Source organism: Saccharothrix sp. ALI-22-I, assembly GCF_001984175.1.
In the GTDB taxonomy this organism is placed as follows: Bacteria; Actinomycetota; Actinomycetes; order Mycobacteriales; family Pseudonocardiaceae; genus Actinosynnema.
This window is the reverse complement of the sequence record NZ_MTQP01000068.1, coordinates 560,279-586,701: the sequence shown is the minus strand read 5'-3', so window position 1 is coordinate 586,701 and position 26,423 is coordinate 560,279. Positions and strand designations below refer to the sequence as shown.

The window sequence follows — 26,423 nt, the reverse complement described above, 5'->3', positions numbered from 1 at the left end:
AGCACCGCGCCCGCCCAAGTAGCGACCACTCCGAACATGGTGTCCTCCCGTTCCCCGACTCGCTCCTCCAGAGTCACCCGCGAGTTCGTCATCCGACATCGGCCACTGGTGTGTTTCCAGGCGCGTTCGGGTCAGCCTTGTGGTGGACGGACCACCCGACCGGGGATGGACGCGCACTCCGCCCCCAGGACCTACCGTGACGTTCCGTGGAGAGCACACACCTCGGGTGGCGGACCCTGACCCGTCGCCAGTGGCCGCTGGCCTGCGCCCTGCTCGTCTTCCTCGTCGGCGAACGGCTCGGCGACGCGAGTTGGTGGCAGTTCCCCGGCTCGGTCGTGGTGTGCGCGCTGGCCGTGCTCGCGCCCCGGCGTCCGTTCGACGCCGCGTTGGCCGCCGCGACGGCGGTGGCGGCCAGTTCGATCGTGCTCCGGGTGCTGGACGTCGCGCCCCAGGCGCCGGTGATCAGCGGTCTGGTGGTCTCCGAGGCCGGGGCGGTGATGGCGATCATCGCCGTGGTGGTGCGGCACGCGCCGCTGGTGCGGGCCGTGACGGGGGTTGCCCTGCTCGTCGTCGTGTCGGCGGGCACGCAGGCTGTGCGGCCGGATTACCGGTCGCGGTACTGGCCGGACGACTTCGACGGGCCCGGGTTCTGGGAGCAGATGACCGGCGGCACGGTGCTGCTGGCGCTGTCGCTCGGCACCGGGTTGTACTTCCGGGCCCGCGACCGGGAACGGTCGACCGCCGTGCGGGCCGAGGTCGCGGCCGCGCAGCACGCCGAGCGGATGGCGTTGGCGCGCGAACTGCACGACGTGATCGCGCACTACGTGACCGGGATGGTGGTGCACGCGCAGGCGGCGCAGGCCGTGCCGTCCGCCGCGCAGGAGGTGTTGCCGACCATCGTGCGCAGCGGCAACGAGGCGTTGACCGAGATGCGCCGGCTGGTGGGGACGCTGCGCGGCACCGACGCCGACGCGCCGACCGCGACCAGCGACCTGGCCGACGACGTGCGCGGGGTGGTGGAGCAGTCCGGCCAGCCGGTGCGGCTGCACGTCGACCTGCCGGAGTCCGTGCCGCCGTCGTTGGGGCGGTCCGTGCTGCGGTTGGTGCAGGAATCGTTGACCAACACCCGCAAGCACGCCGACGGCCTGTCCTCCGTGGACGTCTCGGTGTCGGTGTCCGACGGGGTGGTGCACGTGGTGGTGACCGACGACGGGCGGGCGCAGAAGGTGGCGCCGGTGGGCGGGTCGGGCGGGTACGGGTTGGTGGGGATGCGGGAACGGGTCGAACTGCTGGGCGGGAGGTTCAGCGCGGGCGCACGTCCCGGTGGTGGCTGGGAAGTGCGCGCCGCGCTGCCTGCGGTGGAGTGACCTAGAGGCGGCTCGGACCGCGTGGCGGCCAGTGCTTCAGCCGCACCACCAAGTCGCCGTAGTACTCCTGGGCGGCCCGCTCGTCCGGCAGGTTCAACACGTCGGCCACGGCCTCCCACGAGCCCTTTTGCCGCAGCACCACGCCGATCAGGCTGTGCTCGGACTGGTCGGCGTACCGCCGGTTGCTGTCGCACATGTGCAGCCACCTTTGGATCACGAGGTCCGGCACGGTCGCCCCGGACTCGCGGAACGCCGACCCGTCCACCGACATCGCCATGGCGCTCAGCGGGTGGATGCCGCTGAGGAAGTGCGACTGCTCCTCGTTGAACCGGCTCTGCAGCCACTCGTCGATGACCGGCCCGGTCATCGACGGCGGCTCGACCTCGCGATGTTCCCCCATGAACCGAGTATGCCCACGATCGATCAGCTGGGGGTGTAGCGCGGCGCGGGCAGTTCTGTCGGGAGTGGGTAGGTGAAGGCTTGCGCCGGGTCCTTCACGGCCAGGCGGCGGTCGGTGACGGGCACACGGGGGCGCCGGCGTCGTTCCTGGTCGGGGATGGTCGGGCGGTACTCGCCCAGCCAGGTGGTGACGTCGCCGGACAGCCGGGCGTTCTCCTCGCTCAGATCGTCTACCAGCTGTTCCAGCTCGGCGATCCGCGCTTCGGCCTCGCGGTGGACCCGGACCACCGTCCACAGGAGCTGGTACGCGCTCCACTCCGGGTTCTCGGCGCCGTTCTCGTCGACCCGTGCTTCGGGTGGCTGGAACGTGTGCGGCTCGGGTTCGGACGGCCGGGGTTCGGACGGCTGAGGTTCGGACGGCTCGGGTTCGGCCGACCGGGGTTCGGGTAGCACGGTTCCGGGGTCGGGCAGGCCGTACTTCCGCGCCCAGTCCGGGCCGCCGATCATCGTGGTGGTGATGTTGTCGATGTCCGGGTTCAGCCAGTCCGGGCGGTGGAGCACGGCGTCGTTCGGCTCGCCGGCGGCGAGGCAGTACAGGTAGCGGGCGGTCGCCAGCACTTCCAGCGCCTCCTTCGGGTCCACGGCGTCGTGGATCAGATCCGCGATCCGATCCCACGGCGGCATGCTGTCGGGCCGCGCGTGGACGCCGATCCACCGCGACACGTCGGCCCGCACCGCGCCGATCGACCGGCCGTGGGCCCAGTGCCCCGGCGTGCGACCCGCGCGCTTGAGCACGCGCCGGTACGCGGTGCCCATCCGACCGTGCTGGTCCACCAAGTGGACCAGCATGAACATCGCCAGCCAACGACGTTCCCGGGACAACTCCCGGGAGGAGAAATCGGCCTCCGATCGCAGGACCGCCACCGCGGGCTGCCCCCGACCACGCCATACGCCGGAATCACCACTGTCACGAGCCACTGCCACTCCTTCGCCGGATCAGCGGGACGACCACCTCTCCTAACGTTTCGGAGGCTACGTCCGTGCGGCGGGTGACGGCCGCCCGAAAAGGTCAAACCCACTTTTCGGGTTACCGTTGGACGCCTGCGCGCCCACGTCGTGTGTCGCTCGATCGGGTGCGGCAGGATCGTGGCCATGTCGCTGCGCCTGCACGCCCCCGTGGTCCTGCCCTGCGATCCCGCCTGCACCGTCCTGCGTGACGCCGTGGTCGACGTCGTCGACGGTCGGGTGGCGTACGTCGGTCCGGAGGCCGACGCGCCGGAGTTCGCGGGTGAGGTGCGGCGGTTGAGCGGAATCCTGCTGCCCGGTCTGGTGAACACCCACGCGCACAGCCCGATGGTGCTGCTCCGCGGTATGGGCGGTGACCTGCCGTTGCTGCGCTGGCTGCAAGAGGCGATGTGGCCGGCCGAGGCGAAGATGAAGCCCGAGGACATCCGGGTCGGCATGCTGCTGGGCGCGGTGGAGATGCTGCGCAACGGCGTGACCACCAGCGCCGAGATGTACTTCCACGGCGAGCAGCTGGCGGACGCGGTGCTGGCGGCCGGGTCGCGGGTGCTGTTCGGCGCGGCGATCATGGACCTGCCGGGGATGCCGTGGCGGCCGATGACCGACGAGATCACCCGGTGGATCGACGCGGACGGGCTGCGGTTCGGGCCGGACGAGCGGATCGAGCTGAGCTACGGGCCGCACTCGGCGTACATCCTGACGCCGGAGGCGTTGGGCGAGATCGCCGGTGAGGCGCGGGAGCGCGGGGCGTTGTTGCAGGTCCACGTCGCCGAGTCGGTCGAGGAGGACGTGGCGCAGCGGGCGTCGCACGGCTCGGTGCCGCGGTTGCTGGAGAAGGCGGGGGTGCTCGGCGGGCGGGTGCTGTCCGCGCACTCCGTGCACCTGTCGCCGGAGGATGTGGAGATCTACGCCAAGTACCAGGTCGGGATCGCGCACTGCCCCGGTTCGAACACCAAACTGGCGTCCGGGATCGCGCCGCTGCGGTCGTACATCGACGCGGGGGTGCCGGTGGGGTTGGGCACGGACGGGCCCGCGTCCAACGATGACCTGGACCTGTTCGAGGAGGCCAGGCTGGCGGCGCTGCTGGCGCGGGTGACGTCGGGGGACGCGACGGCGATGCGGGCGGCAGACGCGTTGCTGCTGGCCACCCGGGGTGGGGCGGCGGCGTTGGGTCGGGACGACCTGGGTGCGTTGGAGCCCGGTCGGTGGGCGGACGTCGTGCACGTCGATGTGGACGACCCGGCGTTCGCGACCGGGTTGGACGCGCCGGACGAGCAGGTGCTGGCGAACCTGGTGTGGGCGTCGGGGACGCGGCGGGTCAAGGACGTGTGGGTGGCGGGCAAGCAGGTCGTGGCCGACGGGGAGACCACGAACGTGGACCGGCGTGAGGCGCAGGCCGGGGTGCGCGCCGTGGCGAGCCGGCTGAGGTAGGAAACGCGCCGACCGCGGATGACAACGCATCGCGATCTTCGAGCGTCTCCACAGTGGAATGCACTTCACTGAGGGGGACTCGGGATGATTCGCAGGACGTTGACCGCCGTGCTCGTGTTGGCCGCGTTGGTCGGTTTCGGGGGCGCGGCGGTCGCCGCGCCGTCCGCGCCGTCCGCGCCGTTCACCTGGCCGCCGGCGGACATCACGCCGGTGTACGAGACGGCGGAGCAGTTGACGGCGCGCGTGGCGGGGTTCAGCGCGCGGGAGGTCGAGCTGGTGCCGCAGGTGGTGCGCGGTGCCACCGACGTGCGTCCCGGCGTGTGGGGGCATGAAGCCGCGGGCGTGTTCGACGGTTTGCAGTACGTGGACAACTTCGTCGACTTCACCACCCCGCGTGGTCCGGCGAACTTCTTCATCCAGATCCACGCGCCGGGCTTCTTCACCACCACGCCCGCGCAGATGTGCGAGCTGACGACGTGCACCGGCTCGACCCGGACGGCGAGCGGCGACTTGCTGCTGTTCACCGAGTACACCGCTGGATCGGGTGGGCGCACCGTGTACGACTTCCGCCCGAACGGCGAGGTCGTGTACGTGTCGACCAGCTACGCGACGGTGTCCAACCGGCAGCTCGCGCGGCTGGCGACGGACCGGGCGTTCACCTTCACCAGCTAGCCGTTCGGGCGCGGCCTGGGTCGGACGACGATCTCGGTGACGTGGGCGTCGTCGCTCGCGTGCACGGCGGCGGCGACGGCTCGGGCGACGGAGTCCGCGTGCAGGTAGAGGTGCGGCTGGTAGTCGCCGCTCTCCTGTTCGCGGACACCGCGTTGCATGTCGGTGTCGACGCGTCCGGGGTGGACGGACGTCACGCGGAGGTCTTCCTCCTCGGCGCGCAGGACGTCACCGAAGGCGCGCAGGGCGAACTTGCTGGCGGCGTAGACGCCCCAGTCGGGGTTGGCGCGCAGCCCGGCACCGGAGTTGATCAGGACCACGTGGCCGCGGGTGGCGCGCAGGAGGGGCAGCACGAGCCGGGTCAGTTCGGCGACAGCGACGACGTTGAGGTCGAAGGTGCGGCGCCAGACGTCGGCGGTCGTCTCGGCGAGCGGTCCGAGTTCGGCGATGCCCGCGCTGTGCACCAGGACGTCCAGGCGGGTGAGGCCCTCGGTCGCCGCAGCCAGAGCGTCGGGATCGGTCAGTTCCACCGGCCAGGGACGGGCGGATTCCAGCGACCCGGCCAATTCCGCCAACGCACCCTCGTCCCGACCACCCAACAGCAGGTCATGCGTCGGCGCGAGGACACGCGCAACAGCCGCACCGATGCCGCGCGAAGCACCGGTGACCAGGGCAACGGGTCGAGTCATGACCCGACCCTAACCCGCACCTCCACACCGTTCCGAACGCTCAACTCACCCGTTCCGAACGTTGGACACGCGCGTTCCGAACGTAGGACACGCGCGAGAGTCGAACCTTCGCGTCTCGGGGTCTGGGGGTCGGGTCTTGGGGGTGTGTGGAGGGCTCGGGCGCTGGGCACGAGCCCTCCACCTCGGGTCAGCCGCAGATGCGGCCCTTGTCCTTCTTCCACACCGCGACGACGGACGGGCGCGGCTGGGTGGTGCCGCCGTCCGGCCAGTGCGACAGCGGGTTGGAGGCCGATGCGCCGTCGATCTCACCGGGGTGCTGCACGGCCACCAGGACGAAGTCGTCTTCGATGACCGGGCCGCAGGTCTCGGCACCCTTCGGCACGGTGAGGAACTGCTTCACGCGACCGCGGTAGGGGCCCTCGACCGGCACCGCGAACAGGCCGTCGTTGGACTTCAGGGCGTTGCCGTCGGTGGAGATCCACAGGTTGCCGCGCGCGTCGAACGCCACGTTGTCCGGGCACGAGATCGGCGAGACCTGGGTCTTGTCGTAGCCGCCGAAGTACGTGTCGGGTGACGTCGGGTCGCCGCACACCAGCATCAGCTTCCACGAGAACGTGGTCGCGGTGTTGTCGCCCCGGCGCTCCTCCAGCTCCAGCACGTGACCGTGCCGGTTGTTGAGGCGCGGGTTCGGCTCGGTGGCGCCTTCCTTGCCCGCCTTGCCGCGGTCGGTGTTGTTGGTCAGCGCCGCGTACACCCGGCGGTTGCGCGGGTTCGGCTCGACGTCCTCGGGACGGTCCATCTTGGTCGGGCCGACGGCGTCCGCCGCGAGCCGCGTGAAGACGTAGACCTCCTCGGCGGTGAAACCGGGCACGAACGACCGGTTGCCGGCGGCCAGCGGAATCCACTCGCCGGAGCCGTCGAACTCGCCGTCCGCGGGCAGCTTGCCGGAGCCGTCGATCTCGGCGACCGGGCTGTCGCCGGTGAACTTCGCGACGTACAGCGTGCCCTTGTCCAGCAGCTTCTTGTTGTGCTCACGGGCGTGCTTGCTGTTGCCCGGCTTGAACCGCTCGTCGGAGACGAACTTGTACATGTAGTCGAAGCGCTCGTCGTCACCCATGTACGCGACCACGCGGCCGTCGCGGGCGATGATCACGTTCGCGCCCTCGTGCTTGAAGCGGCCGAGCGCGGTGTGCTTGACCGGGGTCGAGTCCGGTTCGAGCGGGTCGATCTCGACGACCCAGCCGAACCGGTTGACCTCGTTGGGCTCCTGCGCCACGTCGAAGCGCTTGTCGAACCGCTCCCACTTGCGCGTGGACCCCGCGCCGGCCAGGCCGTAACGGGCCAGCCGCGCCTTCGCCACCGGGTCGGTGACCGAGCCCGCGTTGCCGAAGTACTGGTTGAAGTTCTCCTCGCCGGACAGGATCGTGCCCCACGGCGTCACGCCGCCGGCGCAGTTGTTGAGCGTGCCCAACACCTTCGTGCCGGTCGGGTCGGCCGACGTCTTCAGCAACGCCGAACCCGCCGCCGGACCGGTGACCTTGAACTCCGAGGTCGCGGTCAGCCGCCGGTTGTAGCGCCGGTCCAGCTTGGGCACCAGGTTGCCGCTGCGCCGGTCCCGCTCGACCAGCACGATCGAGGCGCCGTGCGCGGCCCACGCGATCTCGGTCTGCTCGCGGGTGGGGTTGGCCGCGTCCCAGTTCTTGAACAGGAATTCTTCGCTGGTGTACTCGTGGTTGGCCACGAGCAGCCACCGGTCGTTCCAGCCGAGGGGCACCAGGCCGAGGAAGTCGCAGTTGTAGCCGAACTGCTTCGCCTGCGCGGCGGGCGTCTGGTGGTCGAAGTCGAACGCGGGCGCGCCGGGCAGCACCGGGTCGCCCCAGCGCAGCACGACACCCTGCTCGTAGCCCTCGGCCGTGACGACGCGGTCCTCGGTGTTGGGCGCGACGGCGGTGAAGTTCAGGCCGTCCTTGCGCCGCCCGCCGCCCAGGTCGGCGTCGATGTCGAAGTCGGGCTGCGCGGTGGCGAAGTCGGGCTGCGCGGTGGCGCTGCCGGCACCGACCAGCCCGACCCCCGCACCCGCGACGGCGAGCACCGCGCCGGCCTTCAGCAGGCCACGTCGGCGCACGACCTCGCCGACGACGTCACCGAAGTAGGCGTTGCCGGACGTGTTGGGCGCCTCGTGCGCGCACGCGTCGCCGCAGCGGTACTTGCAGGTGATCGCCGAACGCCCGAGGGGGTGGTTGGGCAGCAGGGGCAGCAACGGACGGCCCCGATCGGTGGATGAGGACACACGGACCTCCGAGATCGCTCAGTGGGAACTGCGCGACCGTAAGAGTGCAACCCCTCTGGCAGCGGACTTCGAGGTGAACGCCGGGCAAACACCTGGATCTTTAGCAGACCGGAACCGCCTGCTCACAGCGTGTATTGCCGCTGCTCCGCAGACGGCAGGCTCGGTCGCCTGGAAAGTCGACCGTTCGCGACCTCGCGACGGCTATTCGCCGATGCGCCGGCCGTCCCGCCACACGGCGACGACCGACGGGCGCGGTTGCGAGTCGCCGCCGTCCGGCCAGTGCGACACGGGGTTGTCCGCGCTCGCGCCGTCCACCTCGCCGGGGTGCTGGACGCACACCGTGACCACGCGTTCCCCGATCACCGGCCCGCACGTCTCCGCGCCGCGCGGCACGGTGAGGAAAGCCTTGAGGTGACCGCGTTCCGGCCCGGACACCGGCACCGCGTACAGGCCGTCGTTGAACCCGTTGAGCGCGCCTCCCGAGTCGCTGGAGATCCACAGGTTGCCGTGCCGGTCGAACGCCACGTTGTCGGGGCTGGAGATCGGCGAGACGCGGTTCTTGTCGTAGCCCGCGAAATAGGTGTCCGGTGACGCCGGGTCCCCGCACACCAGCATGAGGTTCCAGGAGAACGAGAGCGCGCGCGGGTCGTTGCCGCGTTCGGTGAGCTCCAGCACCTGGCCGTGCTTGTTGTTCACCCGCGGGTTGGGCTCGGTCGCGCCTTCCTTGCCCGCCTTGCCCCGGTCGACGTTGTTGCTCAGGGCGCAGTAGACGACGCCGGTGTGCGGGTGGGTCTGGATGTCCTCGGGGCGGTCCATCTTCGTGGCGCCGACCTTGTCGGCCGCCTGCCGGGTGAAGACGTAGACCTCTTCGGCGGTCATGCCCGGCACGAACGACCGGGTGCCGCTCGCCAGCGGGATCCACTCGCCGGAGCCGTCGAACTCGCCGTCGCCGGGCAGCTTGCCGGAGCCGTCGATCTCGACCGGCGGGCTGTCGCCGGTGAAGCGGGCGACGTAGAGCGTGCCGTGGTCCAGCAGGGTCATGTTGTGCCGGCGGGCGGCTTTGCTGTCGCCCTTGCGGACCTTGCCGTCGGAGATGAACTTGTAGATGTACTCGAACCGCTCGTCGTCACCGGAGTAGGCGACAACTCGGCCGTCGGCGGCGATGCGGACGTTGGCGCACTCGTGCTTGAAGCGGCCCAGGGCGGTGTGCTTGACCGGCGTCGAGTCGGGGTCGTTCGGGTCGAGTTCCACGACCCAGCCGAACCTGTTGGCCTCGTTGGGTTCCCGCGCCAGGTCGAACCGCTGGTCGAACCGCTCCCACTTGCGCGTGGTTTCGGTGCCGGTGATGCCGTAGCGGGTCAGGCGCGGGTCGTCGAGCGTGGCGGCGTTGCCGAAGTACTGGTTGAAGTTCTCCTCGCCGGACAGGATCGTGCCCCACGGCGTCACGCCGCCGGCGCAGTTGTTGAGCGTGCCGAGGACGACGGTCCCGGTCGGGTCGGCCGAGGTCTTGAGCAGGTCGGAACCCGCCGCCGGACCGGTCAGCCGGAACGGCGTGGTGGCCGTGATGCGGCGGTTGTAGTGCGAGAACCGCGTGGTGAGGCGGCCTTCGCGGGACTGGCGGACCTGGACCACCGACAGGCCGTGCGCGGCCCACGCGATCTCGACCTGTTCTCGGGTCGGGTTGGCCGGGTCGTACTTGGAGAACATGAACGATTCGCTGGTGTACTCGTGGTTGGTCACCAGCAGGTTCGTCCGGCCGGTCGGGTCCAACGGCAGCAGCGCGGCGAAATCGCAGTTGTAGCCGAACTGGCGGGCCTGCGCGGCGGCGGTCTGCCGGTCGAAGTCGAACTCCGGCGCGTCGGGGAAGAGCGGGTCGCCCCAGCGGATCACGACTTCCTGGCGGTAGCCCTCCGGGATCACGACGGCGTCGAGCGTGTTCGGTGCGACCGGTTGGAAGTCCAGCCCGGTGGTGCGCGGTTCGGCCGCCGCAACACCCGCACCGGTCGTGGCCGCGACGATCACGGCCGCCTTGATCGCGGTGCGCCGGTTGACCAGGTCGCCGAAGTACGGGTTGCCCGAGGTGTTCGGCACGTCGTGGAAGCACGCGTCACCGCAGCGGTACTCGCAGGTGACCGCCGCACGGCCGGGTGAGTGGTTGGCCAGCAGGGGTAGGTGTCGCACCAACTCGAACGCCTCCAACGATCAGTTCGGGACCAACCGCACCGTAGGCCGGCGTTCACCCTTTGTTAACCCGCTGTCCGACCGGTCCTCCACCGCCGACCGATTTTACTTAGGATGACTAAGCAACTGGTCTCACACTACGGTCTGGGGTGTGGAAGCGGTGGTGTTCGACCTGGACGGCGTGCTGGTGGACTCCGAGCGGATGTGGGACGAGGTGCGCCAAGCCTTCGCCGCTCGACACGGGGGCACGTGGCTGCCCACGTCGACACGCGCGATGCAGGGCATGAGCACACCCGAGTGGGCGACGTACCTGGTGACCGAGGTAGGCGTCCGGCTCACCCCGGCCGAAGTGGCGGCGGGCGTGATCGGCGAGATGGCCGAGCGCTACGCCGAAGGCCCGCCCGTGCTGCCGGGCGCGGTGGAGGTCGTGCGGGCGGTGGCGTCCCGCTACCCGGTGGCCATCGCCAGCTCGTCGCCACCGGTGCTGATCAAGTCGTTCCTGGCCGCGACCGACCTGACCGACGTCGTCCCGGTGGCGCTGTCCAGCGAACAGGCAGGCGCCGGCAAACCCGCACCGGACGTCTACCTGCTGGCCGCGTCCAAGCTCGGCGTGGAACCGACCGCCTGCGCCGCCGTCGAGGACTCGACCAACGGCCTGCGCTCCGCCCTCGCCGCCGGCATGACCGTCTACGCCGTCCCCAACCCCCACTTCCCCCCGGACCCGACCGTGTTGGCCCAGGTCACGGTGTTGCGCTCGCTGTCGGACCTGCCCGCTGCACTGATCGGATGAGCACTTGGCGTTCGGGTCATGAGCGACGGGTCGTGGCAGTCGCTGCGGCTGTCGAAGCGATATCCCGGGGGCATGATCCTGATCACAGAGATCATCCTGGCCGGGTGTGAACGCATCCAACGTCCCACGCGTCTCGCCCACCGACATCGAGAATCCTCGAGGAGAGCGTTACGGGGATGGACGGCACCTGGCTCCGCCGGGTCGTCACGCCGCCGGACACCACCGCGACCCGGGAACTCCAGTGGCCCGCCGGTCCAGTCCTGCTCCAGGACGGCGCCACGCGGCCCGCTACCCACATCGGCCAACTGCTGCCGTTCACGCGGTGAAGCGAACCGGTGGCCCCCGCACGGGGGCCACCGGTCGGACGTCAGCGCTCCACGTCGCCGCGGATGAACGCCTCGACCGCCGCGTGCGCCTCGGAGTCCGAGTACTGCACCGGCGGGGACTTCATGAAGTACGACGACGCGGACAGGATCGGGCCACCGATCCCCCGGTCCAGCGCGATCTTCGCGGCGCGCACCGCGTCGATGATGATGCCCGCCGAGTTCGGCGAGTCCCACACCTCGAGCTTGTACTCCAGGCTCAGCGGCACGTCGCCGAACGCCCGGCCCTCCAGCCGCACGTACGCCCACTTGCGGTCGTCGAGCCACGCCACGTAGTCCGACGGGCCGATGTGCACGTTCCGCTTGCCCATTTCACGGTCGACCTGCGAGGTCACCGCCTGCGTCTTGGAGACCTTCTTGGACTCCAGCCGCTCCAGCTCCTTCATGTTCAGGAAGTCCATGTTCCCGCCCACGTTGAGCTGCATGGTCCGGTCGAGCTGCACACCCCTGTCCTCGAACAGCTTGGCCAGCACGCGGTGCGTGATGGTGGCGCCGACCTGCGACTTGATGTCGTCGCCGACGATCGGCACACCGGCCGCGCGGAACTTCTCCGCCCACTCCGGGTCGGAGGCGATGAACACCGGCAGCGCGTTGACGAACGCCACACCGGCGTCGATGGCGGCCTGCGCGTAGAAGCGGTCCGCCTCCTCCGAGCCGACCGGCAGGTACGACACCAGCACGTCGACCGACGCGTCACGCAGCGCCCGCACGACGTCCACCGGCTGCTCGTCGGACTCCTCGATGGTCTCCCGGTAGAACCGGCCGAGACCGTCGAAGGTGTGCCCGCGCTGCACGGTGACGCCCAGCGGCGGCACGTCGGCGATCTTGATCGTGTTGTTCTCGCTCGCCCCGATGGCCTCTGACAGGTCTGTGCCGACCTTCTTGGCGTCCACGTCGAACGCGGCGACGAACTCGATGTCGCTGACGTGGTACTCGCCGAAGCGGACGTGCATCAGACCGGGCACCCGGGTGCTCGGATCGGCATCGCGGTAGTAGTGGACGCCCTGCACCAGCGACGCCGCGCAGTTGCCGACCCCGACAATGGCCACTCGAACGGTGCGGCGGTTGTCGCCCATGCCGAGTCCTCCTTGTTCTTCCATGAGAGTTATTGGTCCCGCTCGCGCTGTTCGGCCTGCTCGTGGGCGATCAGCTCGTTCAACCACCGCACTTCGCGCTCGGTGCTCTCCAGCCCGAGGCGGTGCAGTTCCCGGGTGTACCGGTCGATGCGCTCACTCGTCGCTGATAACGAGGTGCGCAGCCCCTCGCGGCGCTCTTCGACGCGGCGCCTGCGGCCTTCGAGGATGCGCATCCTGATCTCGGCGGGGGTGCGGGAGAAGAACGCGACGTGGACGCCGAACGAGTCGTCGTCCCACGTCTGAGGACCGGCGTTGGCCAGCAGGTCGGCGAACCTCTCCTTGCCCTCGGCGGTGAGCTTGTAGACCTTGCGCGCCCGGCGGCTCCACCGGGCCGAGTCGTCCACGGGCACTTCCTCGACGATGAGGCCACCACGTTGCAACTTGCGCAGCGTGGGGTACAGCGTTCCGTAGGAGAACGCGCGGAACGCACCCAGCAACTCGTGCAGGCGCTTGCGCAACTCGTAGCCGTGCATCGGCGCTTCGTGCAGCAGGCCGAGGATCGCGAACTCCAGCACGTGGCACCTCCTCGCTCGGGTGAGCGCCGATGGGTGAACCCACTATATCGGTCCGATACATCCACGCATCTTGATGTTGTGTCGCGTGGCACACAGTGATCCCTGCCTTCGGCCCACTGCCCCGAACGGCCCATCGACCGGCTTGGGGCGGCACGTACTCTGGTCGTCGTGTTGACCCAACGACAGGTCGTGGACTACGCCTTGCAGCGCCGTGCGCTGCTGGCGGAGGTCTACGCGGGTCGAGTGGGCACGATGGAGGTCTGTGACGCCAGTCCGTACCTGCTGCGAGCTGCGAAGTTCCACGGTCAGCCGAGTGATGTGACCTGCCCGGTGTGCCGGAAGGAACCGCTCACCCACGTGTCCTGGGTCTACGGCGACGAGCTCAAGCACGCGGCCGGATCCGCGCGCACCGCCGATGAGCTCACCCGCATGGCGAACCTTTTCGAGGAATTCACCGTGTATGTGGTTGAAGTTTGCCGCACATGTAGTTGGAACCACCTGGTGCAGTCATACGTCCTGGGAACGCGTGGCCTGGATTCTCGCAAGCCGCGCAGGAGGACCGCGGCGGAGTGAACCTGCTCCGGCCGCGGGCGCCGCTCCGACGAGGAGCAGTGGCGTACGACCACCGAACCGCGTGCACAGCACGCCGGTCTGGGAGGCCATTTCGTGAACGACCAGCATGACGACAGGCATCGTGGCGCGGAGCCGCAGTGGCCTACCGGGGAAGACCCGGACGGCGGCGGCCACACACCGCGGCACGGAGCCGGGGATCAGCCGGAGCGTCCGAACACCCCGCCAGGTGGTTTCGCGCGCGCTCCGCTCGACGGCCCCGGCCCTCGGCACGGCACGCCACCGGGCGGGTTCTCCCGTCCGGTGACACCGCCGGGCGGCATCCCTCCGGCGGGGGGCACGCCACCTGGCGGCATCCCCCGAGGCGGCCCGCCGCCACGCCGACCGGCGGGTCCGGGCGGACCCGGAGGTCCGGGAGGCCCAGGTGGCCCCGGCCCGAACAGCAGGCACGGCGCCCCCGGTGACGGTCCGGGCAGGTTCGCGGACGGCCCCGGTCGTCCCGGTCCGGCCGGTCCGCGGCCCGGTGGTCCCGGCGTCCCCGACGGCGTGGCGGCCGCGGGCAGCGTCCCCGGTGGCCCGCCCCAGCGCCCGAACACCCCGCCCGGCGGTATGCGCCGACCAGGCGGTCCAGGCGGCCCGGGCGGACCGGTGCCGCCAGGCGGCCGTCCCCCGATGTCCGGTCCCGGCGGTCCACGCCGACCCGGCGGCCCCGGTCCGGACCGGCACCCCGGTGAAGAGGCGACGGACCTGCTGCCGCCCGTGTACCAGAGCACGCCGCGCGAGCCCGAACTCCTCACGCACCGCGAGGACGAGGTCGAGCTCGAACCGTTCTACGACGACGAGTACGACGAGGAGCTGACCGAAGAGGAGGCCCGCGTCGTGCGCAAGAAGAAGATCTGGCGCCGCGTTCGGCGCTCCACGTACATGGCCTTCGGCCTGATGCTCCTCGCCCCGGTCGTCGCGTTCGCCGTCGCCTACCAGGTGGTCTCGGTCCCGGACCCGGAGCAGGTCGCCGCCGAGCAGATCAAGGCGATCAAGATCCTGTACTCCGACGGCAGCGAGATGACCACGATCGCCGCCGGCGAGGCGAACCGCACCCTGGTCAAGTGGGAGGAAATCCCGGACACCATCAAGGAAGCCGTGATGGCGGCCGAGGACCCGACGTTCATGACGAACCGCGGCTTCGACATGCAGGCGATCGCCCGCGCGGCCTGGTACCAGCTCAACGGCGAGAACAGCGGTGGCTCGGGTCTCACCCAGCAGTACGTCAAGGACGCCACCGACGAGGACGCGGCCACGCTGTCCCGCAAGTTCACCGAGGCCGTCACCGCGTACAAGATGTCCGAGCAGCAGGACAAGCCCGCCATCATGACCGCGTACCTGAACACGGTCTACTTCGGCAAGGGCGGCTACGGCATCAAGACCGCCGCGAAGGCGTACTTCAACCTGGACGACCTCAGCAAGCTCACCCACTCGCAGGCCGCCCTGCTGGCGGGCATGATCCAGAGCCCGAGCCGGTCCGAGGAGCCCGCGTACACCCTTGAGCGCTGGAACTACGTGATGGACCAGCTGCTCCGGTTCGGCTGGATCAACGATGCCTACCGGCAGGCGGAGCAGTTCCCGACGCCCGTCGACCAGAGCACCGAGTCCGGCCTGAGCAGCCCGCGCCTGCACATCAAGAACCAGGTCATCGCGGAGATGGAGCGGGTCAAGTGGGGCGTCGAGAAGTCCCAGAAAATGGGCGTCACCGTCCACACCACCATCGACCCCCCGATGCAGCAGGCGGCCGAGGACTCGGTGGCCGAGGTGCTGGGCAACCAGCCCCCTGAGTTGAAGACCTCGCTCAGCGCGATCGACCCGCAGACGGGTGCGGTGAAGGCGTACTACGCGGGCGCGGACGGCACCGGACTGGACTACGCGCGTGGCACGCTCCAGGAGGCGGGCTCGTCGTTCAAGCCGTTCGACCTGGTCGCCGCGTTGCAGAAGGGCAAGGGCCTCAACACGACCTACGACGGCCGGTCGCCGAAGTCCTTCCAGCTCGGCGGCAACGCACCCCTCGTCATTCGCAACGCGTCCGACTCGGGCAACACCTGCGGCGAGAAGTGCCCCGTCAGCAAGGCGATGGCACTGTCGCTGAACACGGTGTTCTACGAGATGGTGATCGAGATCGGCACCCAGCCGGTCGCCGACGCCGCGTACGCGGCGGGAATCCCCAAGACGGTGGACGTGCAGGGCGCGACGCACAACCTCCTGGTCAACGAGAACGGTGGCCCGCCGAACGTCGGTATCGCGATCGGCGGTGGTGAAGCGCAGGTCCGGCCGTTCGACATGGCGGCGGCGTACGCGACCTTCGCCGCGCGCGGCGTCAAGCACGAGCCGTTCTTCATCTCGAAGATCGTCAACGACGAAGGTGTGCCCGTCCACCAGCACATCGACGAGCCCACGCCGGCGTTCGACGCGGACCCGACCAAGAGCCAGGACATCGCCGACAACGTGACCGAGGCGCTCAAGGGCGTCGTGAAGGAGACGAAGTCGATCCAGTGCGCGGGTCGGGAGTGCGCGGGCAAGACCGGCACGCACGAGCTCCCCGACGACGCCGGGCAGAACTCGAAGGCGTGGATGGTCGGGTACACCCCGTCGCTGTCCGCGTCGGTGTGGGTGGGCCGCAACGAGGGCAACGTGGCGTTGAAGGACGCCAAGGGCAACCCGGTCTTCGGTAGCGGTCTGCCGGGTCAGATCTGGAAGAAGTTCATGGACAAGGCCCTCAACGGCACACCGCCCGAGCCGTTCCCGAAGGCCAAGCTCCTGGGCCCGGCCACGGTCGAGAAGCCGACCCCCACCACCACGGTGCCCACCACCACCAGCGACAAGAAGCCCGACAACGACGACAAGACGACGACCACCCAGCAGCCGACGACCACCCAGCAGCCGACGAGGCCGACCACTACGCGTCCGTGCGGCATCGTGGGCTGCCAGACCACCACGCCGACGACCACCCCGGAGACTGATCCGATCGGCGGCGGCAACCCCGGCGGCGGAGGCGGTGGCGGAAGCAGCGGTGGAACAAGCAGCGGCGGAGGCGGTCTGCCAACCGGTTAGCGCAGGTTGACCAAGCACACCTCGAAGGGCCCGACCCCGGCACCACGCCGAGTCGGGCCCTTCGGCGTTCCGAGGTGTCGCGACGTGTCGCGAGGTGTTCGGCGGGTGTCGCGCCGGGCAGATGGCCGGACCTCACGAACGTTGTCGACCGGTGCCCGTAGCATCCGTTCCCGTGGCCAGCCCCTCGCAGCACTCGCAGGCGAACGCCGACGACACCGACTCGCTCGGCCCGGAAGAGCGGGTCAACCCGACCTGGACCGAGCCGTTGGCGCGGACGGCGAGCAAGCCGCTCGGCGGGCCGGTCGGCCGGCACGCGTCGGTCGGGCGGCAGTGGTTCTGGACGCCGTTGCGGGTAGTGCTGCTGTTCGCGGTCGTGACGCTGGCGCTGGCGTGGTTCCAGAAGTCGCCGTGCATCCAGCAGTACGTGGACGACAACGGCGTGGTGCAGCTCGACTGGCGGGGCAGCAAGCAGTTCACCGCGATGTGCTACTCGGACACCGTGCCGCTGTACACGGCGGAGCGGTTGGACAAGCCGGACACGTTCCCCTACAAGACGTTCTGGGTGGACGACGAGGGCAAGCCGACGGCGCACGTGCGGTACATGGAGTACCCGGTGCTGACGGGCATGTTCCAGTTGCTCAACGCGCGCATGGCACAGGGGTGGACGGCGATCGCCGCGTCCGGGTGGCTGCCGAACCCCATGACGGTGATCGTGTACTTCAACATCACCGCGCTGTGGTTGGCGCTGGCGTGGCTGGTGACCGCGTACGCGGTGGCGCAGCTGGCCAGGCGACGGCCGTACGACGCGGTGCTGGTGGCGGTGTCACCGCTGGTCGTGGTGCACGCGTTCACCAACTTCGACACGTTGGCGACGGCGTTCGCGACGGCGGGCATGTTGGCGTGGGCGCGGAAGCAGCCGGTGCTGGCGGGTGTGCTGCTCGGGCTGGGCGGCGCGGCGAAGCTGTACCCGTTGTTCCTGCTCGGGCCGCTGCTGTTGTTGTGCTGGCGGTCGGATCGGCTGCGGGCCGGGTTGACGACGTTGGGTGCGACGCTGGCGACCTGGGCGTTGGTGAACGCGCCGATCGCGTGGCTGTACCCGGACGGGTGGCGCGAGTTCTTCCGGCTGAACACCGAACGCGGGGTCGATCCGGACTCGCTGTACAACGTGGTCGCGCAGTGGACCGGGTGGCCCGGCTTCGACCCGGGGTTGGTGCAGGGTCAGGCGCCGGAGGTGTTGAACACCGTCAGCGCGGTGCTGTTCCTGGTGTGCTGCGCGGCGGTCGGGTTCGTGACGATGTCCGCGCCGCGGCGGCCGAGGTTCGCGCAGCTGGCGTTCCTCGTGGTGGCCGCGTTCCTGCTGACGAACAAGGTGTGGAGCCCGCAGTACTCGCTGTGGCTCGTGCCGCTGGCGGTGCTGGCGTTGCCTCGGTGGAAGCTGCTGCTGGCGTGGATGGCGGTGGACGCGTTCGTGTGGGTGCCGCGGATGTTCTTCTACCTGGGTGAGGACAACAAGGGACTGCCGATCGACTGGTTCCTCGGCGCGGTGGTGGCGCGGGACATCGCGGTGATCGTGCTGTGCGTGTTCATCGTGCGGGAGATCTACCGCCCGGCGTTGGACAAGGTGCGCCAGACCGGGGACGACGACCCGTGCGGCGGTTTCATCGACAACGCGCCGGACCGTTTCGTGCTGCGGTTCCGTCGCCGTGCGAAAGTGGAGCAACCGGCTTAATGTGCGCATGAGCGCATAGGAGGCCGCGGATGACCACGACGATCGAGCACCGCCCGGCAGAGGAACACCGCCACACCCACGGACCCGGGTGCGGACACGAGGGCGTGGTGCACGAGAACCACGTGGACTACCTGCACGACGGCCACCTGCACCACGAGCACGCCACGAAGGACGGCGTGCACTACGACGAGTGCACGCGATGTGCGTGCGAGGGGTGCGGGGACTTCTGCGGGGCGTGCGACTGCGCCGACTGCACGTGCGAGACGTGCAACCACGCCGCCTGCTCGTGCGCGAACTGCTCCGACTCGTGCTCGTCGTGCACCTGCGCGGACTGCACCTGCACGACGTGCACCCACGCGGCCTAGCGGAGACGCGCCAGGAACCTCCGCCGTTCATGCCGTGGTGGCGGGCCCTGAATCCTGCTCGCACAACTTCGCAACCACGAGCCAACGGCCGTGCTTCGCAGGAGTCCCCCGCCAAGGGGAACCCTTGTTTTGATCCTGCCGGCAAGCACCGACATTCCCCAGCGATCAAGCCGCGCCTGTGGACAACTCCGACGTCGGCCTGACGCGGCGTCGATCAGGCGGCAGGTGTGGAGGCGGGGCGTCGGCGGCGGGTGGGTTCTCGGTCGGTGAAGGTGACTTCCGAGCGCAGGAAGACGTAGAACAGGGCCACCAGGAGTGCGGCTCGGCCCCAGACGCCGATGACCACGGCCTGGGCCGAGAAGCCGTCGTAGATGCCGGACGGCTCGCCGAACTCGATCGCGTAGTACCACCGGAAGATGCCGACGCCCATCGCGAAGTCGGCCGCGAAGTACGCCGCCACCCAGCCCCAGTTCACCCGCAGCAGCACGAACATCGGCACCAACCACAGCGTGTACTGCGGCGAGTGCACCTTGTGCAGCAGCAGGAACCCGCACAGCATCGCGGCCGACACCGGCACCCAGGGGTAGGTGCCCTCGCGCTGGTACCGACGCCAGCCGATCCAGCACGCCAGCACGAACGACGCCACGATCCCGACCGGCGACAGCACGCCGACCACCGACTGCATGGTGGCGTCCGACATGAACGGCCGCATCGACCAGAACCAGATCGAGTTCGTGGTGATGTCCACCCGCCGCAGGCCCTGGAACGCGAACGACGCCTTCCAGCCCTCCAACCCGACCACCACGAACGGCAGGTTGATCAGCACCACCGTCACGATGGACGCCAGCGCGACCTTCACCGCGCCCGCGATGTCGTACCGCACCCCACGCGGCAGCGAACGGCCGCCCGACCCACCCGTCAGCACGTAGAAGCACAGCGGCAGCACGAAGATCGCCGGGTAGATCTTGAACGCGAACCCGATGCCCAGCAGCACCGACGCGACCACCGCGCGGTCCACCAACGGCCGCTCGCGCCGTCCCCAACCCCGGTGCACGACGTACACCGCCGCCACCGCGCAGAACACGACCGGCAGGTCCCAGTTGTGGAACGCGTACAGCACCATCGGCGGGCCGAGCGCCCAGATCAGCGCCCGCCACCGGCTCAGCTTGCCCAGCAGCCACCCGGTGGCCAGCCCGAACGGCGCCATCAGCAACGCCGAGAACAGCAGGAACGCCGCGTCGGTCTGCGCGAAGATCGCACCCGCCCAGATCAGCAGCCCGGTCAGCACCGGGTACTCGACCACGCCCCCGACCAGCACGCCCTTGCTGTTGATGCTGCCGTGCACGTAGGGGAAAACGTGCCGGTCGACGTCACGGCCGATCCACAGGTGCTGGATGTCGGAGTAGCAGACCTCGGCCTTGTTGCGCTCCTCGTAGTCCGGCGCGCTGCGGCCCCACTGGTCGAACTCCGGACCGGTGCACCGGTCCTTGTTCAGGAAGCCGACGAACATCGTCAGCCCGCACAGGAGGACGACCGCGGCGAGCGCGACCCGACCGAACCGCGGCAACCGCGACCCGGCGTCCGCGCGCTCGGGCACGGCCACCACCTCCCGTGTCACGCTCATCGGCCCAAGTGCTCGCGGAGGAACGCGATGTCCTCCGCTTGGCCTTCGTCCGGTGTCTCGACCAGGACCGGACAGCCGGCGGTGGCGACCACCGCGACCAACTGTTCGGGGTCGATCGTGCCGGACGCGATGTTGGCGTGCCGATCACGCGAGGAGCCGAACTCGTCGCGGGAGCTGTTGAGGTGGACCAGGTCGATGCGGCCGGTGATGGCCTTCACCCGGTCCACGATGCCGACCAGGTCCTCACCGGAGGCGAACGCGTGGCAGGTGTCCAGGCAGAACCCGGCGTCGAACTCGCCGACCGCGTCCCACAGCCTGCCGAGCATGTCGAACGTCCGGGCCATGGCGTTCTCGCCGCCCGCGGTGTTCTCGATCAGGATCGGCACGGCGAACCCGCCGTTGTCCGCCTGCCGTTCGAACATCTTCCGCCAGTTCGAGATGCCCTCGCCCGGATCTTCGCCCTTGGTCACGTGCCCGCCGTGCACGATCAGGCCCTTGGCTCCGACCTTCGCCGCCGCCTCGGCGTGCTGGAGCACGATCTTGCGAGACGGGATCCGGATCCGGTTGTTGAGCGACGCGACGTTCGCCAGGTACGGCGCGTGCACGAAAACGTCCAGGTCAGAGGCCAGCAACCGGTCGGTCTGAGGGTGTGGCTTCGGCGCCTTCCAGCCCTGCGGGTCGGCCAGGAAGAACTGGACCACTTCGGCGCCGCGTTCGACGGCGGCGCCGAGCGGGTCGTCGTCGCGGACGTGGGCCCCGATGCGCATGAGTGTGCAGGGTAGTCGGGCGGCGCAACGCCCCGCCGACGGCCGCCGATAGCAAAATTGTCATCGAGGGGGATGGCCCACGTCACGATCAGGACCTACGCTCGTTACTTGCAAGTAGGTACGTGCTTGCAAGTGATGGGCATTGCAAGGGCGCGGCACGCCAGGAGGCCAGACATGCGGACCCGGCTCACTCGACTCCTGAGCGCGGGTGCCGTGGTGTTCGCCGTCAGCGCGACCGGTGCCGCCGCGGGTTCCGGATCGGCCGTGGCCGCGGAACCCGTTGTCGTGGGCAATTGCGCGGCCACCGTGCAAGGCGCGCCGGGCACTCCGGTGTTGTTGAGCCCGGCCGCGGTGCTCGACCCGGTGGTGCAGCTGATCCGGGCGATCCCGCTGCTCGGGCCGCCGCTCGCGGACCCGTTCCGGCAGGCGTTCTCGGCCCTGCCGCCCATCCCGATCGGCGCGATCCCCACCGGCACCGGCGTCATCACCGGCGGCGAGATCGCGAACAAGGTCGACGCGGAGCTGGTCAAGCTGCCGCTGCTGGGGCCGATCATCGTCACCCTCTCCACCGGCGTGCGCACCGAGCTGACCAAGCTGTGCGGCGTCACCGTGCAGGGCGTCAACACCGCCGTCGCGCCGGTCCAGGACGGGTCGAAGGCGCTCGCGGACGTCACCGAGGAGGCCACCGGCGTGCTGCCCGGCCTGCCCGGCAGCACGCCCGCGCCGACACAGCCGCCGCAGACCGGCCGGCCGGGCACCAACCCCGGCACCACCGATCCGGGGACCGGCCCGAGCAACCCGAGCCCGTCCAGCCCGGTCGGCGGCGTCGGCGGGCTCGACGTGCCGCTGTACGGCTCGAACCCGTGGGGCGCCAACTTCGGCCGCGTGCCGCTGTTCAGCTACGGCTCCCTGCCGTTCACCATGCCCGGCCAGTACGCGCCGTCACCCGGCGTGCGCTACGGCGGCGGCGTGAACGGCTACCGGCCCGGTTACGGGCTGCCCGGCGACTCGGACGGCGTGCAGACCGCGGGCCGGGCCCAGGCGCTGCCCGGCAGCGGCCGGATGGGCGGGGGCGTGGCGGCACCCGTGCTGCTGGCCGTGCTGCTGCTGTCCTGCGTAACGGGTGCCCTCGTACGGACGTGGGTCCTGCGGCGCGCGCTCGCTTAAGTCTCCATACCGAGGGACCCGGATCACCGGATCGGCCTACGACAACTTCACCAACTGGAAGCTCTGAGCTGCACGAACGGGCCCCTGGGGAAGTGACACCCCGGGGGCCTGTTACTCTTCGTGAGTTGCTGACGCGACGACCCTCCTGCCACGGAACGTCCGTGGCCGCCGAGTCCACAGGAGGTGAGTGGTCTTCATGCGTCATTACGAAGTGATGGTCATCCTCGACCCCAGTCTCGACGAGCGCACGATCGCGCCGTCCCTTGACACGTTCCTCAACGTCATCCGCACCACGGGTGGCAACGTGGAGAAGGTCGAGGTGTGGGGCAAGCGCCGGCTGAGCTTCGAGATCAACAAGAACCCCGAGGGCATCTACGCCGTCCTCGACCTGATCTCGACCCCCGACGCGGTGAAGGAACTGGACCGCCAGCTGGGCCTCCAGGAAACGGTGCTCCGGACGAAGGTCATCCGGCGCGAGCCCGCCAAGGCCGCGAAGGTCGCCGCGCGGATCGCCGCCAAGGCCTCGGCCAAGGCCGCCAAGAAGGCTTAGGAGCCTCTCACACATGGCCGGCGAGACGACGATCACGGTGGTCGGGAACCTGACCGCCGATCCCGAACTCCGCTTCACCCAGTCCGGCGCCGCGGTGGCGAGCTTCACCGTGGCCTCCACCCCTCGCACGTTCGACAAGGCGAGCGGTGAGTGGAAGGACGGCGAAGCGCTGTTCCTGCGGTGCAACGTGTGGCGTCAGGTCGCGGAGAACGTGGCCGAATCGCTCACCCGCGGTTCGCGCGTGCTCGTGACCGGGCGGCTGCGCCAGCGTTCCTTCGAGACGAAGGAAGGCGAAAAGCGCACCGTCATCGAGCTTGAGGTCGACGAGATCGGCCCCTCGCTGCGCTACGCGACCGCGAAGGTCAACAAGGTGAGCCGTGGAGACGGCGGCGGCGGCTTCGGCGGCGGCGGTCAGTCTCGCGGTGGCGGCGGTGGCGGCAACGCTCCGGCAGACGACCCGTGGGGCTCCGCTCCTCCGGCCGGCTCCGGTGGCGGCTTCGCCGACGAGCCCCCCTTCTAGACCCGGCACCGGTCCACTCCACACTTCACTGCGTAATACCAGGAGTTCACACATGGCCAAGCCGCCTGTGCGCAAGCCCAAGAAGAAGGTCTGCGCGTTCTGCAAGGACAAGAACGCCAACCTCATCGACTACAAGGACACCACCCTGCTCCGGAAGTACATCTCGGACCGGGGCAAGATCCGCGCTCGCCGGGTCACCGGCAACTGCTCCCAGCACCAGCGCGACGTCGCGGTCGCCGTCAAGAACGCCCGCGAGATGGCGCTGCTGCCCTACACCTCGACGGCTCGCTGAGAAAGGGGACGGCATCGTGAAGCTCATCCTCACCGCTGACGTGACCGGCCTCGGCGGCCCCGGCGACATCGTCGAGGTCAAGGACGGCTACGGCCGCAACTACCTGCTGCCCCGCGGCCTGGCGATCGTTGCCACCAAGGGCGCGGCCAAGCAGGTGGAGGTCATCCGCCGGGCGCAGGAGACGCGCCGGGTCCGCGACCTGGACCACGCCAAGGAGATCAAGGCCTCGCTCGAAGGCCTGGGCTCCGTGACGCTGAAGGCCAAGGCCGCGTCCGGCTCGAAGAAGCTGTTCGGCTCCGTCACCACGTCCGACGTCGTGTCGGCCGTGCGTGCGGCCGGCGGCCCCACGCTGGACAAGCGGGCCGTCGAGATCGCGGGTCACATCAAGACCCTCGGCAAGCACTCGGTGAACGTCCGGCTCCACCCGGAGGTCACCGTGTCGCTGTCGGTCGAGGTCGCGAACGTGAGCTGAAGTATTTCGGCCGAAGCGCCGTTCGACCAGGTGTTCTGGTCGGGCGGCGCTTTCGCACGTCTGGCTGTGGACAACTCTTGTGACACGTTGGCCGCGACACGCCGTGCCGGCGGTTACACGCGACACGCCGACGTTGTGACCAACTAGTTTTCCACAAAGTTATCCACAGGGTCTGACCTGCTAGAACTTTTGTCTGAGCCCGAGTTGTACCCAAGTTGTCCACAGCTTTCCCCAGCCTTGTGGTCAGCTCGAAGCAACCATCCCCAAGCTGTCCACCGAGTTGTCCACAGGCACGTTTGCCTACGCCATCCAGGTGGCTCTAGCGTCGCTGGATCGCTGGAGTGTGACTCGCGGAAATTGTCGGACCCACGAGGTAGAACATCCGCACGGCAGCAGATTGGGGTGAGCTCACGGTGGCGCTGGTGGACGACCGGGGCATGGCCGAGCCCGGCTTCGAACGGCAGCCGCCGCAGGACCTCGCCGCGGAGCAGTCGGTGCTCGGCGGCATGCTGCTGAGCAAGGACGCGATCGCCGACGTGGTCGAGGTCCTGGCTCCCAACGACTTCTACCGGCCCGCGCACCAGGCCGTGTACGACTGCATCCTCGACCTGTACGGGCGGGGCGAGCCGGCGGACCCGATCACGGTGTCCGCGGAACTCGAACGCCGGGGCGAACTGCTGCGCGTGGGCGGCGCGCCGTACCTGCACACGCTGATCGCCACCGTGCCGACGGCCGCCAACGCGTCCTACTACGCCGAGATCGTGGCCGAGAAGGCCGTGCTGCGGCGGTTGGTGGAGGCCGGGACGAGGATCGTCCAACTCGGCTACAACGGCGCCGAGGGCGCCGACGTGGACGAGGTGGTCGACCGGGCGCAGGCGGCGATCTACGAGGTCACCGAGCGCCGCACCACCGAGGACTACGTGGTGCTGGAGGAACTGCTCCAGCCGACCATGGACGAGATCGACGCCATCGCCTCACGCGGCGGCTCGTCCCTCGGCATCCCCACCGGCTTCGCCGACCTCGACGAGCTGACCAACGGCCTGCACCCCGGCCAGATGATCATCGTCGCGGCGAGGCCGGGTGTGGGCAAGTCGACGCTGGGACTGGACTTCGCGCGGTCGTGTTCGGTGAAGCACGGGTTGACCAGTGCGATCTTCTCGCTGGAAATGTCGCGCACCGAGATCGTGATGCGCATGCTGTCCGCCGAGGCGCGGATTCGGCTCGGTGACATGCGCGGTGGGCGGATGAGTGACGACGACTGGACCAGGCTGGCTCGGCGGATGAGCGAGATCAGCGAGGCGCCGCTGTTCGTGGACGACTCGCCGAACCTGACCATGATGGAGATCCGGGCCAAGGCGAGGCGGTTGAAGCAGCGCCACGACCTGCGGTTGGTCGTGGTCGACTACCTCCAGCTGATGTCGTCCGGCAAGCGCACCGAGTCCCGTCAGCAGGAGGTCTCGGAGTTCTCCCGAAACCTCAAGCTGATCGCCAAGGAACTCGAAGTGCCGGTCATCGCGATCAGCCAGCTCAACCGCGGCCCGGAACAACGAACCGACAAGCGACCGCAGCTGTCCGACCTGCGTGAATCCGGCTCGCTGGAACAGGACGCCGACATGGTGATCCTGATCAACCGCCCGGACGCCTGGGAACGCGACGACCCGCGCGCGGGCGAGGCGGACCTGATCATCGCCAAGCACCGAGCCGGCCCCACCGCCACCATCACCGTCGCCCACCAACTCCACTACAGCCGCTTCGCCGACCTCGCCCAGGGCTGACGAGTGCCTGTAGGGCTCGCCATAGCGGACGTGAGTGTCGAATTCGCAACCTCGCCGTGAGGACGGATTCCCTGATCACTGGGCATCGGCGCAACCGCCCGTCGAGGGCGTACAGCCGGCGGCAGCCAGGATCGCGTCAGCGACCTCCTCCGGAGGCCGTCTGCCGTCGATGATCGTCGCGCCGAGGCGTCGGTAAGTGGACTCGATACCGTCATTGTGTCCGAGTGCCGCCGCCAGTTCCCCCGGGTGCTTGCCGAAGGTGTTCGTCGTGCGGTTCAGCAGACGGTCACGGAGCGTCTCGTTGTCAATCACCACGCAGACCACGAGATTGAAGAGATCCCGGACGTCCACCTCGTTCTCGACAGATCCACAAAGGAACGCGGTCTTGTCGTGCGTCCTCGCCGCAAGAGCCTCGACCTCTGCGCGACTGATCCTCCACGCAAAGCGATCGAGCCAGCCGGCCGGCACCGGATACGGAGGGTCGACAACGACCTGTCCGCACGTCCGGTCCACCCAGTGGTTGTAGCCCTCCCAGTCGGCATCGACCGCCGGCTGTCCCCGGCTCTTCAGGAGCGCGCAGACCGTCGACTTTCCGACCCCCGAGGTGCCGGTCACCCACA

Annotated in this window: 25 protein-coding genes; 15 read left to right on the top strand and 10 right to left on the bottom strand. The window is 69.4% G+C overall.

Annotated features, from left to right (window positions below; all coding sequences use genetic code 11):
- Positions 1 to 206: 206 nt before the first annotated feature.
- Entirely contained in the window at positions 207 to 1,367 is a 1,161-nt protein-coding gene (locus tag ALI22I_RS39450; protein WP_077010673.1) for a sensor histidine kinase, read from the top strand.
- A 1-nt stretch (position 1,368) separates the two neighbouring features.
- On the opposite strand, the gene ALI22I_RS39445 is transcribed toward ALI22I_RS39450, so the two are convergent.
- A complete protein-coding gene (locus tag ALI22I_RS39445) occupies positions 1,369 to 1,767 on the bottom strand; it encodes a hypothetical protein (RefSeq protein WP_077010672.1) in 399 nt (132 codons plus the stop codon).
- 23 nt (positions 1,768 to 1,790) lie between these two features.
- A complete protein-coding gene (locus ALI22I_RS39440; RefSeq protein ID WP_143532669.1) occupies positions 1,791 to 2,744 on the bottom strand; it encodes a hypothetical protein in 954 nt (317 codons plus the stop codon).
- A 174-nt stretch (positions 2,745 to 2,918) separates the two neighbouring features.
- On the opposite strand from ALI22I_RS39440, the gene ALI22I_RS39435 reads away from it, so the two are divergent.
- Positions 2,919 to 4,220 (top strand): amidohydrolase family protein, encoded by a 1,302-nt coding sequence (locus ALI22I_RS39435; protein ID WP_077010670.1) that lies wholly within the window; start codon positions 2,919 to 2,921, stop codon positions 4,218 to 4,220.
- 84 nt (positions 4,221 to 4,304) lie between these two features.
- Complete coding sequence (locus ALI22I_RS39430) at positions 4,305 to 4,892, top strand: hypothetical protein (protein ID WP_143532668.1); 588 nt, start codon at positions 4,305 to 4,307, stop codon at positions 4,890 to 4,892.
- On the opposite strand, the gene ALI22I_RS39425 is transcribed toward ALI22I_RS39430, so the two are convergent.
- The 3 genes from ALI22I_RS39425 to ALI22I_RS39415 form a co-directional block, all read right to left on the bottom strand.
- Positions 4,889 to 5,578, bottom strand: a complete 690-nt coding sequence (locus ALI22I_RS39425; RefSeq protein WP_077010668.1) for an SDR family oxidoreductase — start codon at positions 5,576 to 5,578, stop codon at positions 4,889 to 4,891. The genes ALI22I_RS39430 and ALI22I_RS39425 overlap by 4 nt on opposite strands.
- 187 nt (positions 5,579 to 5,765) lie before the next feature.
- Positions 5,766 to 7,868 (bottom strand): PhoX family protein, encoded by a 2,103-nt coding sequence (locus ALI22I_RS39420; protein ID WP_077010667.1) that lies wholly within the window; start codon positions 7,866 to 7,868, stop codon positions 5,766 to 5,768.
- A 201-nt stretch (positions 7,869 to 8,069) separates the two neighbouring features.
- Entirely contained in the window at positions 8,070 to 10,049 is a 1,980-nt protein-coding gene (locus ALI22I_RS39415) for a PhoX family protein (protein ID WP_077011165.1), read from the bottom strand.
- Positions 10,050 to 10,200: 151 nt separating this feature from the next.
- On the opposite strand from ALI22I_RS39415, the gene ALI22I_RS39410 reads away from it, so the two are divergent.
- Together ALI22I_RS39410 and ALI22I_RS51530 are read left to right on the top strand one after the other, a co-directional pair.
- A complete protein-coding gene (locus tag ALI22I_RS39410) occupies positions 10,201 to 10,839 on the top strand; it encodes an HAD family hydrolase (protein WP_077010666.1) in 639 nt (212 codons plus the stop codon).
- 176 nt (positions 10,840 to 11,015) lie between these two features.
- Positions 11,016 to 11,165 (top strand): hypothetical protein, encoded by a 150-nt coding sequence (locus ALI22I_RS51530; RefSeq protein WP_179118509.1) that lies wholly within the window; start codon positions 11,016 to 11,018, stop codon positions 11,163 to 11,165.
- 41 nt (positions 11,166 to 11,206) lie between these two features.
- On the opposite strand, the gene ALI22I_RS39405 is transcribed toward ALI22I_RS51530, so the two are convergent.
- Entirely contained in the window at positions 11,207 to 12,298 is a 1,092-nt protein-coding gene (locus ALI22I_RS39405; protein ID WP_077010665.1) for an inositol-3-phosphate synthase, read from the bottom strand.
- A 29-nt stretch (positions 12,299 to 12,327) separates the two neighbouring features.
- On the bottom strand, positions 12,328 to 12,873 hold the full coding sequence (locus ALI22I_RS39400) for a PadR family transcriptional regulator (RefSeq protein WP_077010664.1): 546 nt from the start codon (positions 12,871 to 12,873) through the stop codon (positions 12,328 to 12,330).
- Between the two features lie 168 nt (positions 12,874 to 13,041).
- On the opposite strand from ALI22I_RS39400, the gene ALI22I_RS39395 reads away from it, so the two are divergent.
- From ALI22I_RS39395 to ALI22I_RS39380, 4 genes are all read left to right on the top strand, one after another.
- Positions 13,042 to 13,446 (top strand): DUF5318 domain-containing protein, encoded by a 405-nt coding sequence (locus tag ALI22I_RS39395; protein WP_179118508.1) that lies wholly within the window; start codon positions 13,042 to 13,044, stop codon positions 13,444 to 13,446.
- 669 nt (positions 13,447 to 14,115) lie between these two features.
- Positions 14,116 to 16,542, top strand: a complete 2,427-nt coding sequence (locus ALI22I_RS39390; RefSeq protein ID WP_238598781.1) for a transglycosylase domain-containing protein — start codon at positions 14,116 to 14,118, stop codon at positions 16,540 to 16,542.
- A gap of 172 nt (positions 16,543 to 16,714) precedes the next feature.
- Positions 16,715 to 18,271, top strand: a complete 1,557-nt coding sequence (locus tag ALI22I_RS39385; RefSeq protein WP_077010661.1) for a glycosyltransferase family 87 protein — start codon at positions 16,715 to 16,717, stop codon at positions 18,269 to 18,271.
- A gap of 29 nt (positions 18,272 to 18,300) precedes the next feature.
- Positions 18,301 to 18,636, top strand: a complete 336-nt coding sequence (locus ALI22I_RS39380) for a hypothetical protein (RefSeq protein ID WP_077010660.1) — start codon at positions 18,301 to 18,303, stop codon at positions 18,634 to 18,636.
- 214 nt (positions 18,637 to 18,850) lie between these two features.
- Here ALI22I_RS39380 and ALI22I_RS39375 read toward each other — a convergent pair whose 3' ends face one another.
- Both ALI22I_RS39375 and ALI22I_RS39370 read right to left on the bottom strand, forming a co-directional pair.
- Positions 18,851 to 20,260, bottom strand: coding sequence for a glycosyltransferase family 87 protein (locus tag ALI22I_RS39375; RefSeq protein ID WP_083752334.1), 1,410 nt, complete (start codon positions 20,258 to 20,260; stop codon positions 18,851 to 18,853).
- Complete coding sequence (locus ALI22I_RS39370) at positions 20,257 to 21,027, bottom strand: deoxyribonuclease IV (RefSeq protein ID WP_077010659.1); 771 nt, start codon at positions 21,025 to 21,027, stop codon at positions 20,257 to 20,259. The genes ALI22I_RS39375 and ALI22I_RS39370 overlap by 4 nt, the downstream gene beginning before the upstream one ends.
- Positions 21,028 to 21,201: 174 nt before the next feature.
- On the opposite strand from ALI22I_RS39370, the gene ALI22I_RS39365 reads away from it, so the two are divergent.
- From ALI22I_RS39365 to dnaB, 6 genes are all read left to right on the top strand, one after another.
- Positions 21,202 to 22,194 carry a hypothetical protein gene (locus tag ALI22I_RS39365; protein ID WP_077010658.1) on the top strand — a complete coding sequence of 331 codons (993 nt, stop codon included), beginning with the start codon at positions 21,202 to 21,204 and terminating at the stop codon, positions 22,192 to 22,194.
- Positions 22,195 to 22,390: 196 nt separating this feature from the next.
- A complete protein-coding gene (gene rpsF / locus ALI22I_RS39360; protein WP_077011163.1) occupies positions 22,391 to 22,744 on the top strand; it encodes a 30S ribosomal protein S6 in 354 nt (117 codons plus the stop codon).
- Positions 22,745 to 22,757: 13 nt separating this feature from the next.
- Positions 22,758 to 23,264, top strand: a complete 507-nt coding sequence (locus tag ALI22I_RS39355) for a single-stranded DNA-binding protein (protein ID WP_077010657.1) — start codon at positions 22,758 to 22,760, stop codon at positions 23,262 to 23,264.
- A 52-nt stretch (positions 23,265 to 23,316) separates the two neighbouring features.
- Positions 23,317 to 23,556: a 30S ribosomal protein S18 gene (gene rpsR / locus ALI22I_RS39350; RefSeq protein ID WP_015805710.1), complete on the top strand. Its 240-nt coding sequence runs from the start codon at positions 23,317 to 23,319 to the stop codon at positions 23,554 to 23,556.
- A gap of 13 nt (positions 23,557 to 23,569) precedes the next feature.
- Positions 23,570 to 24,028: a 50S ribosomal protein L9 gene (rplI, locus tag ALI22I_RS39345; protein WP_077011162.1), complete on the top strand. Its 459-nt coding sequence runs from the start codon at positions 23,570 to 23,572 to the stop codon at positions 24,026 to 24,028.
- 413 nt (positions 24,029 to 24,441) lie between these two features.
- Complete coding sequence (dnaB, locus tag ALI22I_RS39340; RefSeq protein ID WP_073897890.1) at positions 24,442 to 25,803, top strand: replicative DNA helicase; 1,362 nt, start codon at positions 24,442 to 24,444, stop codon at positions 25,801 to 25,803.
- A gap of 75 nt (positions 25,804 to 25,878) precedes the next feature.
- On the opposite strand, the gene ALI22I_RS39335 is transcribed toward dnaB, so the two are convergent.
- Positions 25,879 to 26,418: an AAA family ATPase gene (locus ALI22I_RS39335; RefSeq protein WP_179118507.1), complete on the bottom strand. Its 540-nt coding sequence runs from the start codon at positions 26,416 to 26,418 to the stop codon at positions 25,879 to 25,881.
- Positions 26,419 to 26,423 lie beyond the last annotated feature (5 nt).

What these genes read in the sequence shown, in the direction of transcription:
- ALI22I_RS39375 (WP_083752334.1), bottom strand. Translation starts at nt 20,260, where the DNA reads ATGAGCGTGACACGGGAGGTGGTGGCCGTGCCCGAGCGCGCGGACGCC.
- ALI22I_RS51530 (WP_179118509.1), top strand. Translation starts at nt 11,016, where the DNA reads ATGGACGGCACCTGGCTCCGCCGGGTCGTCACGCCGCCGGACACCACC.
- ALI22I_RS39425 (WP_077010668.1), bottom strand. Translation starts at nt 5,578, where the DNA reads ATGACTCGACCCGTTGCCCTGGTCACCGGTGCTTCGCGCGGCATCGGT.
- ALI22I_RS39445 (WP_077010672.1), bottom strand. Translation starts at nt 1,767, where the DNA reads ATGGGGGAACATCGCGAGGTCGAGCCGCCGTCGATGACCGGGCCGGTC.
- rpsF (WP_077011163.1), top strand. Translation starts at nt 22,391, where the DNA reads ATGCGTCATTACGAAGTGATGGTCATCCTCGACCCCAGTCTCGACGAG.
- ALI22I_RS39380 (WP_077010660.1), top strand. Translation starts at nt 18,301, where the DNA reads ATGACCACGACGATCGAGCACCGCCCGGCAGAGGAACACCGCCACACC.
- rpsR (WP_015805710.1), top strand. Translation starts at nt 23,317, where the DNA reads ATGGCCAAGCCGCCTGTGCGCAAGCCCAAGAAGAAGGTCTGCGCGTTC.
- ALI22I_RS39365 (WP_077010658.1), top strand. Translation starts at nt 21,202, where the DNA reads ATGCGGACCCGGCTCACTCGACTCCTGAGCGCGGGTGCCGTGGTGTTC.
- ALI22I_RS39435 (WP_077010670.1), top strand. Translation starts at nt 2,919, where the DNA reads ATGTCGCTGCGCCTGCACGCCCCCGTGGTCCTGCCCTGCGATCCCGCC.
- ALI22I_RS39390 (WP_238598781.1), top strand. Translation starts at nt 14,116, where the DNA reads ATGTCCGGTCCCGGCGGTCCACGCCGACCCGGCGGCCCCGGTCCGGAC.
- ALI22I_RS39370 (WP_077010659.1), bottom strand. Translation starts at nt 21,027, where the DNA reads ATGCGCATCGGGGCCCACGTCCGCGACGACGACCCGCTCGGCGCCGCC.
- ALI22I_RS39355 (WP_077010657.1), top strand. Translation starts at nt 22,758, where the DNA reads ATGGCCGGCGAGACGACGATCACGGTGGTCGGGAACCTGACCGCCGAT.
- ALI22I_RS39430 (WP_143532668.1), top strand. Translation starts at nt 4,305, where the DNA reads ATGATTCGCAGGACGTTGACCGCCGTGCTCGTGTTGGCCGCGTTGGTC.
- ALI22I_RS39405 (WP_077010665.1), bottom strand. Translation starts at nt 12,298, where the DNA reads ATGGGCGACAACCGCCGCACCGTTCGAGTGGCCATTGTCGGGGTCGGC.